The sequence below is a fragment of the Peribacillus sp. NPDC096447 genome, assembly GCF_044762725.1.
GTDB lineage: Bacteria > Bacillota > Bacilli > Bacillales > DSM-1321 > Peribacillus.
In genome coordinates this window covers 1,146,134-1,158,950 of record NZ_JBIWEV010000001.1, presented here as the reverse complement: position 1 = coordinate 1,158,950, position 12,817 = coordinate 1,146,134, and the positions used below count along the sequence as shown (strand labels likewise).

Sequence of the window (12,817 nt, the reverse complement as noted above, 5' to 3'; positions counted from 1 at the left end):
TTTTCTTAGGGGATTAGATAAAGTGAGAGCGGGTTTTATTTAAGTAAACTCTAACTATGGAAATATAGTTATTGTAAAAAGTGAACTGATACATTATGATTAGTAAATAGTTAATATTTAGGGAAGGGAGTACATATTTTGAAACGAACATTTGCTATTATACTATCTTTTGGACTAGTTTTAGGTCTCTCGTTTGGCGCGAATGACGTTGCCAGTGCCAAAACAAAGGTGAAGACTTATAAAAACTGTACAGCATTGAATAAAGACTACAAAGGAGGCGTGGCACGTACATCTTCCGTTAGAAATAAAGGAGGAAAAACGAAATACAAGCCTCACGTTTCAAAGGCGCTTTATGATGCCAATAAAAAAAGCGATCGCGACAAAGACTTTATCGCTTGTGAAAAATAAGAATTATTCAAAGAGACCTTTTATAGGAAGGTCTCTTTAGTTTGTAGACAAAAGGGGTTCCATCTGAATTTTTAAACAAAGTTGATTGGAACGGAAGAGTCCAGGGAAGACCCCGCAGCGCAAAGGCGCCGAGGGCGGACCGCCCGCGGAAAGCGAGTGCCCGGAGAGGAGAGTTCATTTTGTACAAAACTAAAAAACTGAAGCTAAAGCCTATACAGGTCTTTAGCTTTTTTCTCGCGCTTAATCTTCCACTAACAGATATACTTTTTATCTTTCAAACCGTCCAGAATGTGTATTTTCTCGATTTATAAGTGCATCCCCAAGATTGATTCTGCTCATAAGTCTTTCATGGTCCGAAGGAAAACGTTCTTTAACATTTGCAACTCCCTCTATTGTTGGGGTATTACCATTAGGCATAGGACGTTCTTCTCTTTGAAATCCGGGGTTCAAACTATCATTAATCATTACGGGTCTGTCAATTGTATCGTTGTCATCATTATTAGTAGTGGGATTATTAGTTGGGTCTCTATCAAGGTTCCCGGCATTATTAAATGGATCATTGTTATTATCTTGTGGCATATATTTCACTCCTTCGCTTATATTATCCGCTGATAGCATTAATCTATTCGCACGCTGTACTTATCCTTATTTATATCGTAACAATCCTGTCTTTTCTAATCCGCAACAACGCCAATTCTCTTGAATTTGTCAACAAGTACGAAGGGTCAAAAGTTTTTTTTATGCTTTTAAAAAAACTTCTAAATATTATGATTGACTTACATTTTAATTTGTCTTACAATTTCAATGTAAATAGTCAAAACATTCAATCAAATGGAAGGGGAGCTTTTTTAACAAATCTGATTCACTTCATCATGAAGCATGACAACATACAGCACTGTAAACTTTAGGTCAATTCCGGAAATGACCTAAAGCTCTGTCATAATTTCAATATCTGATTGTCCAGAGTTATCAAAGTATTAATGCTTTAGAAGAAATGAAAGCGAATACATTACTCTTTGGAATGGAGTGAATAACATGAAAAATCAATCTAATCTTGCTGAATCCACTGTGATTGTTCCTGAGGTCGTAAGTAAGAAACCAAATTTCATCACGAAGTTTAAAACATCCTATGGTCCGGGAATCCTTGCCGTTTTAACATGGCTTGGAGCCGGGGATCTGGTGACTTCTTCTGTTGCCGGGGCAGATTATGGATATAGTTTAATGTGGATTTTAGCACTGTCATTAATCCTTCGTTTTCTTATCGTAAATGTTATCGCCCGGTTCCAGCTTTGTAACACAGAGGGGTTAACCATACTTGAAGGATATGGACGTATCCACCCATTTTTCGGTTACTTCATGTTTGGTTATGCATTAATAATGGGTCATCTTTTTAATGCCTATATGATTAAGGGAGCGGGAGAGGTATTATCGACCCTGTTCCATGTTAATCAGCCATTCTTAGCTTCAATGGTAGTTGTAGGATTAGTTTTTATGCTTATAGGCAGGAATATATATAATAGAATTGAAAGTGTAATGAAAGTGCTTTTGGCATTATTGACCATTGCTTTCTTGTTCCTGGCCATTCAAGCTACACCTGATGTGGGGCAAATCATTAAAGGGACAGTTGGTTTTAGCATTCCAAGTGATACTGGCGTTCATGGAGCATTATTGGTAGCGGTTTCAATTATCGGTGCAGTGGCAGGCTCGATTTCGAACTTTGTTCATCCATATTTCATGAGGGAAAAGGGCTGGACGAAACCGAGTCATCTAAAGGTCCAAAGAAATGATTTACTGTTTGCCATCGGAGTTTGCATCGTAATCAACTTGGCCATTTGGGTTGTTGGAGCAGAAATTTTAAAACCGAATGGAATTCATGTGGAAACGATCGATGACTTGGCAATGGCATTACAAATGTCGTTAGGACAATTTGGCTGGTACATTTTCTATCTTGGTGTTTTTGGCGTATTATTCGCGAGTGTAGTAGGCAAGTCAACTGGTTTTCCAAGATTGATTGTAGATGCCTTTTACGTAATAAATAAGGATCGTCGCGAAAAATACAATGGTAAATATGAAAAAGATCCAATGTATAAATGGGTAATGATTTTTGTATTGGTTACGCCAATCATTTGGTCCATTCCCGGCATGCCTGGTTTCATTGCATTGACAATTGGCGTTAATGCAATAAACATAATCGGTTTTCCGGTAATCGCAATTGGCATGCTGGTGCTATCAAATAAAAAAAGCTTGATGGGAAAATATAAAAACAATTGGTTCGAAAATATCATTCTAACTTTAGCTTCCGTTTTAGCGGTTTGGTCCGCCGTTCAATTAGCTACTACCTTTTTATAAGATAATGGTAGATTATAGATAGAGGCGTAAAACATAAAGGTTATGTCGACTTTTGATCCCGACGGGGTCCTACTTTATTGGAAGTGAGGTATCGATGATGAAACCGAAAGTAATCATTTATAAGAAAGTGGATCAGGAAGTGCTGCAATATATTCAAGAGACTTGTGATGTCGTTTATTTTGAAGGTCTTGACTCACAAAATCACTCTGAATTCCTTCAAGAGCTGAAGAACGCACAAGGTATATTAGGTTCAGGATTAAAAGTGGATAAAGCTTTACTGGATCAAGCACCGCAACTAAAAATCGTCTGTAATTCATCGGTTGGTTACGACAATTTGGATGTAACCGAGCTGTCCAATCGGGGAATCATGGCTACGAACACTCCCGAGGTATTGAATGAGACGGTCGCAGATACGATTATGGGCTTGATGCTGTCCACAGCGAGAAGAATGCCAGAGTTGGATCAAATGGTAAAGTCAGGGCAATGGACATCGAACATCGGGGAAAAATCGTTTGGGTTGGACGTGCATCATAAAGTATTAGGCATTATCGGCATGGGTGGGATAGGCTCTGCCGTTTCAAAAAGGGCCCGTTTTGGATTCGATATGAACATCTTATATCACAACAGATCCAGAAATGAAGAAGCGGAACAAAAGTATGGAGCTACATACTGTTCTCTGGAAGATCTGTTAAAGCAATCTGATTTTGTCTGCTTGATGACACCGCTGACTCCCCAAACTGAAAAAATGATGGGGGAAAAAGAATTCAAGCTCATGAAAGAGTCCGCGATCTTCATCAATTGTTCAAGAGGGAAAACGGTGGATGAAGAAGCCTTGATCACTGCGCTTAAAACCGGTGAAATTCACGCGGCAGGACTGGATGTCTTTGTACAGGAGCCCGTCAAGGAGGACAATCCTCTGCTTTCCATGAAGAATGTCGTCACTTTGCCTCATATCGGTTCCGCAACATATGAAACCCGCAAGAAAATGGCGATGCTGGCAGCAACCAACCTTGTAGCAGGATTACAGGGAGAAACCCCGCCTACCTTGATCAAAGCTGTGGTAAAGGTAAAGTAATTTATAATAGAATGGATTACTCTGGATAGCCTTATTTGGGGGCTATCCATTTTTTGGTACTGGATTATTATGTTTACTCATCCTGCAATGCAAAAAAAAGCCCTCTCTATAAAGGAGGGCTTTTATATCAATTCCCCAGAACTTTGTTATTCATCAACCACTTCTGCCATTCCATCAAAATCGGAAGTTACGATCGATCAAATAGCTCTGCTCCAGAAATACCAGGGTTTGTCATCTCGTAAGGATTTAAAATAAGATCAAGCTCTTCCTCTGTTAACACGTCATACTGCAGACATAGTTCACGTACTGATTTTCCTTTTAAAATGGCTTCCCGTGCGATACGCGCTGCCACTTCGTATCCAATATGCGGATTAACGGCAGTGATAATCCCTACGCTTTTTTCCACATTCCCTTTTAGACGGTCTTCGTTTGCTTCAATATCTACCAGACAGTAGTCTGTAAAGGCACGGAATGCATTGTTCATAATGCTGATGGATTGAAGCAAGTTGAACACAAGCACAGGTTCCATCACGTTCAGTTCAAGCTGACCCGCTTCAGATGCCAGGCAAATGGTATGGTCATTGCCAATAACCTGGAACGCTACTTGATTGATCATTTCAGGCATGACCGGATTGACTTTTCCCGGCATGATGGATGAACCTGGCTGACGGGCCGGCAAGTTAATTTCCGCAAGGCCTGCACGGGGACCTGAGGCCATTAAACGTAGGTCGTTCGCGATTTTGGACATATTCATCATACATATTTTCAATGCAGCAGAGACTTCTGTATAAGCATCTGTATTTTGTGTCGCATCTACAAGATGTTCCGCCCCAACAAGCGGAAGCCCGCTAATATCCGCCAAATGTTCAACAACACTTTCGATGTAGCGAGGGTCTGCATTTAATCCTGTTCCCACAGCCGTTGCACCCATATTTATTTCATATAAATGCTGGCGTGATTGTTGAATGCGTTTAATATCACGCTCTATTACTCGGCTATATGCTTCAAACTCTTGACCAAGACGGATGGGTACTGCATCTTGAAGGTGTGTCCGTCCCATTTTAATCACATGGTCTAATTGTTGGGCCTTTTTCCTGAAAATAGTAAGCATATATTCCATCGTATTAAACAATTTTTCGAGTGAAATAAGAGTGGCGATATGAATCGAACTCGGGAACACATCGTTTGTTGATTGTGACATGTTCACATGGCTATTTGGACTTAATTGAACATAGTCCCCTTTCTCTTTTCCAAGTAATTCGAGTGCACGGTTAGCAATGACTTCGTTTGCGTTCATATTCATTGATGTACCTGCACCGCCCTGGATGGGATCCACGATAAAATGATCATGCCATTTGCCTTCGATTACTTCGTCTGCTGCCTGAATGATCATTTTACCAAGACCATCGTACAAGCGTTTAGTGTCCATATTTGCTAAAGCCGCTGCTTTTTTCACGATAGCCAACGCTCTAATCAATTCTTCATGAATGCGATAGCCTGTAATCGGAAAGTTTTCGACTGCACGCAATGTTTGGATACCGTAGTATACATGCACTGGTACTTGTTTTGATCCCAAGAAATCTTTCTCAATACGTACGTTATGATTTATATGGATTGTTGACATCGTGTTTCCCCCTTTAGAGTTTATGCTACGTCTGATTGTTTAATAGAACCAACGTAATGGTCTGCTTTTTCCTGGTCAAATTCGCCTTCCCACTTCGACATGACTATCGCCGCCAATGAGTTCCCCACGACATTAACCGCTGATCTTCCCATATCCAAAATTCGGTCGATACCGGCAATGAACGCAACACCTTCCACCGGCAGTCCCATAGAACCAAGTGTTGTTAAAACAACAACAAATGACGCACCTGGAACGCCAGCCATTCCTTTTGACGTTAACATCAATACCAGTAACAACGTAATCTGTTGTGTAATGGATAGATCAATACCATACATTTGTGCTACGAAAAGTGAAGCAAGTGCCTGATATATCGATGAGCCGTCTAGATTAAACGTATAGCCTGTTGGAATAACAAAGGAAGTAATGGATTTCGGGCAGCCAAACTTCTCCATTTTGTCCATAAGCCTTGGTAATACCGACTCTGAACTTGCTGTTGTAAATGCCAAAATCAGTTCATCCTTTAACACTTTCAGGATAACAAAAATGCTTGTCCCAGACATTTTCGCTATAATTCCAAGAATGACGAACACGAAGAATATCATCGTCACATAAACAGCAACTACTAGATTCCCTAAAGGAATTAATGTTGCGATGCCAAATTTGGCAACGGTTACACCAATGAGTGCAAACACACCAAAGGGGGCAAATTTCATGACTAGATTCGTGACCCAAAACATTACTTCCAACACACCTTCAAAGAATCCAAGGATAGGCTTTCCTTTTTCGCCTATAGCAGCCACACCTAAGCCGAATAAAACAGAAAAGAAGATAATCGGTAATAAATCCGCTTGAGCCATTGATTCAAATACATTTTGAGGAACAATATGAGAAATTGTTTCTCCAAAGCCACTGCTTTCAGCCGTCTTTGTTGTTTCTTCATATTTTGAAATATCACTTTTTTCAAGATTGCTTGTATCTAAACCAGACCCGGGATGGAACAAGTTTGCCGCCAGTAATCCAATAACAATGGCAATTGTGGTGACAATCTCAAAATATAGAAGAGTCTTCCCGCCTAATTTTCCCAGTTTTTTTATATCGCCGACTCCCGCTATGGAGACTACTAATGCAGCCATGACAATCGGGATGACAATCATTTTAATTAAATGAATGAAAATGTCGCCGATAGGTACCATAATGGCCATGGCTGTTTCATTACCATGGAATAAAGCACCGACAACGATACCTAGTACAAGTGCAATAAAAATTTGAGTAGCTAAACCAAACTTTTTCATTTAAATTCCTCCTATGATTGGTGTTTTGTTGTTAGCGCTTTCAATTTTTAGATTATTTTAAGTTTATGATCATCCTACTGGAACCTACTGAAACCTACTGATACTTACAAGGGCCAGAAAAAATAATAATTTCAGTCAAAACCCTTCTCTCTTTTTTCCCATTTCATATGTTATGTTTTTAATATAGTGACTGGGGAGGGACCGGATTGAAAAAGAGTATAAGGATATTACTATTGATTATGATTGCGGTGCCTCTTGCGGGTGAATTCAAGTTTTATCCATTCGATGATACATTCAGAGTCAGTTTGGGAACCCCCGTATTTTTCTTGTTTTTACTATGGGGGAGGGGGATCCACCCGATTATTGCAGGCATATTGACGGGAATGAGTGTGTTTGTTTTTCGTTTTTCACTGGCTGTCGGGATACGGGACATATCTGTTGAGGAAGCGATGTATCTTTATGTTCCCGCCTTTTTCTATTACTTCATCTACGCGTTCGCATTTCATAAAACGAAATTGAACGAACGGCATGATCAGCCGTTTATGATCGGGCTTTTAGGGGTATTGATCGAGCTTTTAGCAAGTGTATCGGAAATGGCGATCCGTTCCTTCTTGGCGAATCAGGGCACACCCTTGCTAGCCATTGACCAACTCGTTTTAATCGCCTTTATTCGAAGCTTTTTCGTCCTCGGCTTTTTTAATATATTAAAGCTGAGAGAAGCAAAATTCGCAGAAGCGGAGCAGCGCATGCAAAAGGAACAAATGCTGCTTTTCATTTCAAGTTTGTATGAAGAATCGGTTCAACTGAAGAAAACGATGCAAAATGCGGAAGAAATCACCCGCACTTGTTATGACTTTTACCGTCGGTTGAAATCAGAGGGGACTAATGGAAGCGATCCGCAAACTGCGTTGCAGATTGCCGGTCTCGTGCATGAGATCAAAAAAGATAACCAGCGGATTTATGCGGGGTTGTCGGAACTCATGTCTTCCGAAAACCTGCAGGAATATATGAATATCGAAGAGCTTGGTAACATCATGATCGTGTCCAATAGACGATATGCAGAGTCCCTTCGCAAAGATATTTCATTTTCCTTGCATATAGATGATGACCATCCGCCCTACCATGTATATATGGTATTATCATTAATAAATAATTTATTGGCAAATAGCGTGGAAGCCATTAAAGAAGAGGGATACGTATCCCTGCATGTGAAAAGGAAAGATCATTTCGTGGAGTTTTGCATCAGTGACAATGGCCCCGGCATTGCACCGAAGCAGAAGGAAGTCATTTTTACAGCAGGATATACAAAGAAATTCGATTCGGCGGGAAATCCTTCGACGGGGATCGGTTTATCGTATGTGAAACAAACTGTTGAAAAATTTGGAGGACATATCAGGCTAATGGATAACTATAAAGAAACCGTATTCGTCGTTGGACTTCCGATTGATGCGATTATGGAGAAAGGGTTAACGAGATGAATTATTTCATTATAGATGACGATCCTGCCATTCGAGGAATGCTGACAGAGATGATTGAAGACGAAGATTTAGGCAAAGTGGTGGGAGAAGCAGAAGACGGATCGTTAGTGAATAATGGCTTGCTATTTTTAAAGAAAGCAGACGTTGTCTTAATTGATTTGCTCATGCCAATAAGGGACGGAATTGAAACGATCAGGGCTCTTGCTGATGAATTTCAAGGAAAGTTTGTGATGATTTCGCAAGTGGAATCGAAGGAACTGATTGGAGAGGCATATAGATTAGGGGCGGAATACTACATTACAAAACCGCTGAACCAAGTTGAAATTTCATGCATATTAAACAAAGTGAACGAGCGAATACTGGTGGATCAATCGATCCAGGGCATTCAAAAATCGTTGAACGTGTTTACGGGGCGCCCGAAGTCTTCGAAAGTGTCCTCCTTTCATACAAAAAATATCATGGAAGCCGGACGTTCCTTAATTTCCGATTTAGGTATGATTGGCGAAGGGGGAAGCGAGGATTTACTAAACATTTTAAGGTTCCTCCAAAATGAAAAGCAAAGACTCGGTCCCGCCTACACGTTTCCATATTTAAAGGAAATTTTTGCTGGGATTGCTGCTGAAAAGCTGGGAGATCAAGCGAAAGAGGCCGAAATCCAGAAAGAAATGAAAGCTTCTGAGCAGCGTGTCCGCCGTGCCCTTAACCAGGCGCTCATCCATATCGCTTCATTAGGATTGACGGATTATATGAATCCAAAATTCGAAGCCTATTCATCCACATTTTTTGATTTCTCGGAAGTCCGCAAAAAAATGCTGGAGCTAGAAGACAAAAGCAAAAAAGTAAGCAGCCAGAGCCGCAATAACATGAAAAAGTTTATCCAAGTGCTGTTTATGGAAGCAAGGCAGATGATGAAATAATAAACCGGAAACACAAATGGAATAGATTGAAAATTCACAAATACATTTTCGTATAAAGACAAATCCGTTTATATGGATTTGTCTTTATGTTTTTTTCTCCGTATTTTTTATGAACAGTATGACTTTCTTTCACATCTACAGAAAAAACGAGCAATGAGGCTTTCAAATATGTAGACATAAAAATAACCAGTCAAGCTACTGGCTCAACTGGTTACTGACTTTAAATGTTAAATTATAGTTTAAAACGACGGTTTATTATGACAACTGTTATGAAATATACATTGATATAATTCAGTAATTATGATAAATTAGTATAGAAACACAATTTATAATATATAAAAACAGTTTACCCCTTACTATGAGTATAAGGTAAAACTCACCTCTAGTCAACCCCCATTTTCTCATTTTTTAAAGGAGTGTCTGATATGAACGATGAAATTCGGCAGGAGCAAGAACGTTTGGATGAGGTGATAGAAACAATCACGAAACAAATCAGCAAAATAGAAGGAGAGACTTCACAGCGCAGAAAAGAAGTTGTTAATATCCGTAAACACTTTTGGGATGACCTCAAGGTTAATATCGATACTTTCGATGATTACCTCGAGACCATCATTGGCTTAAGGCAGCAGGCTCAAGCCTTGTCACAAAGCGAAGGCGCACATCGATATTCCTTCAAGAGGTTGTCTACACTGCGCCGCATGCAGGAAGTGCCTTATTTCGGCCGGATTGATATCACTGAAGAAGGGTCTTCACATACGGAGCATATTTATATTGGGACCTCCACTCTTACTGATACAACAGGAGAAAACTTCATTGTCTACGATTGGAGGGCCCCGATTTCGAGTGTTTATTATGACTATCCTCCCGGTCCCGTGGAATACTCAACTCCCGGAGGCGTAATTCGGGGGATGCTGGAGAACAAGTGGCAATACATGATCAAGGGAGGCGTTATCGAATCAATGTTCGATACGAGTCTCACCATTGGCGATGAGATACTGCAGCAGGTGCTTGGCAAGGGAACGGATAAGCATATGCACAGTATTGTGGCCACCATTCAACGGGAGCAAAATAGGATCATCCGGAACGATCGCGGACGTCTGCTCATTGTTCAAGGTGCCGCTGGAAGCGGCAAGACTTCAGCTGCCCTCCAACGGATCGCTTACTTGCTCTACAAGAATCGAGAAAGGCTAAATGCCGATCAAATCATTCTATTCTCTCCTAACTCAATGTTTAATAACTACGTATCCAATGTGTTACCCGAACTTGGCGAAGAAAATATGCAGCAGGTAACATTCCAGGAATACCTGGATCATCGTCTGACTGACTCGTTTCACGTTGAGGATCCTTATGAGCAATTAGAATTTTTGTTGACTGCAGCGGATGATCCTTCCTATAGCACTAGGACAGCGAGTATCCAATTTAAGGCATCAATTCGCTTCTTTGAGATCATCAAGACATACAAACAATCACTGGAGCTATCTGGAATGATCTTTAGAGGGGTAAAGTTCCGAGGGGAAACGCTCGTCTCCGCCAAACAAATCTCGGAAAAATTTTATAACACAGACACCACGTTAAGATTTCACAATAGGATTGAAAAGCTGAAAGAGTGGTTATGTGAGTTACTTGATGAAAGGGAAAAGTTTGAGTTGAAACAACCTTGGGTCCAGGACGAAATCGAGTATCTTAGCAAAGAAGACTATCAGAAGGTATACACCGACTTAGAGAAAAAACGCGGCCTTAATGAAGATTCCTTTGACGATTATGAGATAGAGCATAAAATGCTCGCGCGTATGATTGTTCGCAAGAAATTGAAGACGTTACGCAAACGGATAAAAGCACTTGATTTTATCAATATTAAGGGAATATACAAGCAACTTTTTAACGAACAAATAAGGAACGAACTGTGGAATGAGGGTGAAACAACACCTGCCGAAAGGGAAATTTGCTTATCAACGCAAAAAATGCTGGACGAAGGTAAATTGCATTACGAAGACGCGACTCCATTTTTGCTGCTGAAGGAGTTAATTCAAGGATTTCAGACGAATACTTCTATAAAATACGTGCTTGTAGACGAAGCGCAAGATTATTCCCCGTTTCAATTCGAGTTTTTGAAACGGTTGTTTCCTTCTGCAAGGATGACCGTGCTTGGTGACTTTAACCAAGCAATATTTGCTCATGCCAGCGAACGGGTAGATTTCCAGACTCTTACCAGTTTATACGGAATAAGTGAAACCGAGAGTATAACCTTGGAGCAAAGCTACAGATCCACAAAGCAGATTATAGAATTTACACGTGAACTAGTTCCTGAAGGCCATCGAATTAAGGCATTCGACCGTGAAGGCGAGAAGCCTGTGCTAACCCAAGTGTCCAGCCGTGATGAATTGCACCGTAAAATCATGTCTAAAGTCAAAGACTTTCAAAGTCGTGAGTATAATACAATCGCAATAATCTGTAAATCTGCTGCCGAAAGTGCCGCTGCATACGATGCCCTTAGTGTCCACGGTGAAATTAAACTCGTACAGAAAGGCACAAATGAATATGAACAGGGTGTAGTTGTTATTCCGGCTTATTTGGCCAAAGGTATCGAATTTGATGCTGTCATCATTTATGATGCATCTATGCAAACATATGGTGATGAGAGCCTGCGTAGATTGTTCTACACCGCATGTACCAGGGCTATGCATGACTTGCAGATTTATACGGTTGGCGAACCGAGTCATTTCTTACAAAACGATGCAACGAAGCGTTTTCTTCTGACATATTAGTGCTTCCTTTTTTCTCCTTTAATTTTATTGTTCTTTTATCAAATACTATAAGAGAATCTTAAGAAAAGGAGGAGATGAATTGCCTAACGAGAAAGAAAACAAATCTGTAAGACTTGATCAGGCGGAAACGGGAGAAAGTCATGTGACTGATGCATCAACAATTGAACCAGTTAATGATGGTCATTATCATTATCCAGGGCCCATTGAAGAAGGCTATAGTGGAAATACAGGAAGAGCAGTACAGCCTGCCGGGAAAAAAAATCCTGATATTCCTCTGAACAAAGACACATTTAATTACACTCGCCTTTTAAAGTAGATTCTTTCAACATAGTAGGGTGTTTAAGGTCATTACATTATAGGATTATCGGTTCATGGTAATGCGATTTCCATATTCGAAATATCGAAAACAGCTTTTTTGAAACCTGTGTAGACTTTAGTTCTATGCAGGTTTTTTATTGGCTAATTTTTATAAGTTCCTGATTACAGGGAGACGTTCACAGAAAGAAAGTCCTTCGTTTTTAATTTATAACAGTTCGGACATAATATACTTGGAGGTGAAGGAAATGAGTAAAAAGACAGGAAGAGGCCGCATCGCACCAAGTGTTAACCCGCAGGGACATGGAAAAGATGTGGAATTCTCCACAGAGCCAAAAAGCGAGCTTGAAAACAAGGCAAAAAAGTCCAATACAAAATAAGCGTATTGGGCAAAATTATGGTCATATTTTGTAAAAAATGCCCTTCTCTTAATGGAGAGGGGCTTTTATAATCTAAAAGAAGGCTCAATCTGCAGATGATTGAATATCCAACCCTATTTCGTGTCAGTTCATGATTTTTGTCGATGAATCATAACGTTTGTGGAGCCGTGAAATGTGAAAGAATAGCAGAATGAAGCTGCCTTTTAAAAAAACA

At 40.2% G+C, this 12,817-nt stretch carries 11 protein-coding genes; 8 read left to right on the top strand and 3 right to left on the bottom strand.

The features are described from left to right. Positions 1–138 precede the first annotated feature (138 nt). A complete protein-coding gene (locus ACIQZD_RS05775; RefSeq protein ID WP_402899283.1) occupies positions 139–408 on the top strand; it encodes an excalibur calcium-binding domain-containing protein in 270 nt (89 codons plus the stop codon). A gap of 267 nt (positions 409–675) precedes the next feature. On the opposite strand, the gene ACIQZD_RS05770 is transcribed toward ACIQZD_RS05775, so the two are convergent. Further along, a complete protein-coding gene (locus ACIQZD_RS05770; protein WP_402899280.1) occupies positions 676–987 on the bottom strand; it encodes a hypothetical protein in 312 nt (103 codons plus the stop codon). Between the two features lie 456 nt (positions 988–1,443). On the opposite strand from ACIQZD_RS05770, the gene ACIQZD_RS05765 reads away from it, so the two are divergent. Beyond that, entirely contained in the window at positions 1,444–2,757 is a 1,314-nt protein-coding gene (locus ACIQZD_RS05765) for an Nramp family divalent metal transporter (RefSeq protein ID WP_402899277.1), read from the top strand. Positions 2,758–2,854: 97 nt separating this feature from the next. Beyond that, positions 2,855–3,832 carry a 2-hydroxyacid dehydrogenase gene (locus ACIQZD_RS05760; protein ID WP_402899975.1) on the top strand — a complete coding sequence of 326 codons (978 nt, stop codon included), beginning with the start codon at positions 2,855–2,857 and terminating at the stop codon, positions 3,830–3,832. Positions 3,833–4,019: 187 nt separating this feature from the next. Here the strand turns inward: ACIQZD_RS05760 and aspA are convergent, their stop codons facing one another. Together aspA and ACIQZD_RS05750 are read right to left on the bottom strand one after the other, a co-directional pair. Continuing rightward, the gene (gene aspA, locus ACIQZD_RS05755) at positions 4,020–5,456 is read right to left on the bottom strand and encodes an aspartate ammonia-lyase (RefSeq protein ID WP_402899274.1); all 1,437 of its coding nucleotides are present in this window, start codon (positions 5,454–5,456) and stop codon (positions 4,020–4,022) included. A 20-nt stretch (positions 5,457–5,476) separates the two neighbouring features. Continuing rightward, positions 5,477–6,748, bottom strand: coding sequence for a cation:dicarboxylate symporter family transporter (locus ACIQZD_RS05750; protein WP_402899271.1), 1,272 nt, complete (start codon positions 6,746–6,748; stop codon positions 5,477–5,479). Between the two features lie 206 nt (positions 6,749–6,954). On the opposite strand from ACIQZD_RS05750, the gene ACIQZD_RS05745 reads away from it, so the two are divergent. The 5 genes from ACIQZD_RS05745 to sspL all read left to right on the top strand — a co-directional run bounded on the left by ACIQZD_RS05745 (position 6,955) and on the right by sspL (position 12,603). Beyond that, positions 6,955–8,226 carry an ATP-binding protein gene (locus ACIQZD_RS05745; RefSeq protein ID WP_402899268.1) on the top strand — a complete coding sequence of 424 codons (1,272 nt, stop codon included), beginning with the start codon at positions 6,955–6,957 and terminating at the stop codon, positions 8,224–8,226. Next, positions 8,223–9,143 (top strand): response regulator, encoded by a 921-nt coding sequence (locus ACIQZD_RS05740; protein WP_402899265.1) that lies wholly within the window; start codon positions 8,223–8,225, stop codon positions 9,141–9,143. The genes ACIQZD_RS05745 and ACIQZD_RS05740 overlap by 4 nt, the downstream gene beginning before the upstream one ends. 425 nt (positions 9,144–9,568) lie before the next feature. Further along, a complete protein-coding gene (gene helD, locus ACIQZD_RS05735; protein ID WP_402899262.1) occupies positions 9,569–11,908 on the top strand; it encodes an RNA polymerase recycling motor HelD in 2,340 nt (779 codons plus the stop codon). Positions 11,909–11,987: 79 nt separating this feature from the next. After that, positions 11,988–12,224, top strand: a complete 237-nt coding sequence (locus ACIQZD_RS05730) for a hypothetical protein (RefSeq protein WP_402899259.1) — start codon at positions 11,988–11,990, stop codon at positions 12,222–12,224. Positions 12,225–12,471: 247 nt separating this feature from the next. Further along, a complete protein-coding gene (sspL, locus tag ACIQZD_RS05725) occupies positions 12,472–12,603 on the top strand; it encodes a small, acid-soluble spore protein L (protein WP_061464729.1) in 132 nt (43 codons plus the stop codon). Positions 12,604–12,817 lie beyond the last annotated feature (214 nt).

Bases quoted from the DNA above. Each gene is read 5' to 3' on its own strand.
- ACIQZD_RS05770 (WP_402899280.1), bottom strand. From the start codon at position 987: ATGCCACAAGATAATAACAATGATCCATTTAATAATGCCGGGAACCTT.
- ACIQZD_RS05765 (WP_402899277.1), top strand. From the start codon at position 1,444: ATGAAAAATCAATCTAATCTTGCTGAATCCACTGTGATTGTTCCTGAG.
- ACIQZD_RS05760 (WP_402899975.1), top strand. From the start codon at position 2,855: ATGAAACCGAAAGTAATCATTTATAAGAAAGTGGATCAGGAAGTGCTG.
- aspA (WP_402899274.1), bottom strand. From the start codon at position 5,456: ATGTCAACAATCCATATAAATCATAACGTACGTATTGAGAAAGATTTC.
- ACIQZD_RS05750 (WP_402899271.1), bottom strand. From the start codon at position 6,748: ATGAAAAAGTTTGGTTTAGCTACTCAAATTTTTATTGCACTTGTACTA.
- ACIQZD_RS05740 (WP_402899265.1), top strand. From the start codon at position 8,223: ATGAATTATTTCATTATAGATGACGATCCTGCCATTCGAGGAATGCTG.
- helD (WP_402899262.1), top strand. From the start codon at position 9,569: ATGAACGATGAAATTCGGCAGGAGCAAGAACGTTTGGATGAGGTGATA.
- sspL (WP_061464729.1), top strand. From the start codon at position 12,472: ATGAGTAAAAAGACAGGAAGAGGCCGCATCGCACCAAGTGTTAACCCG.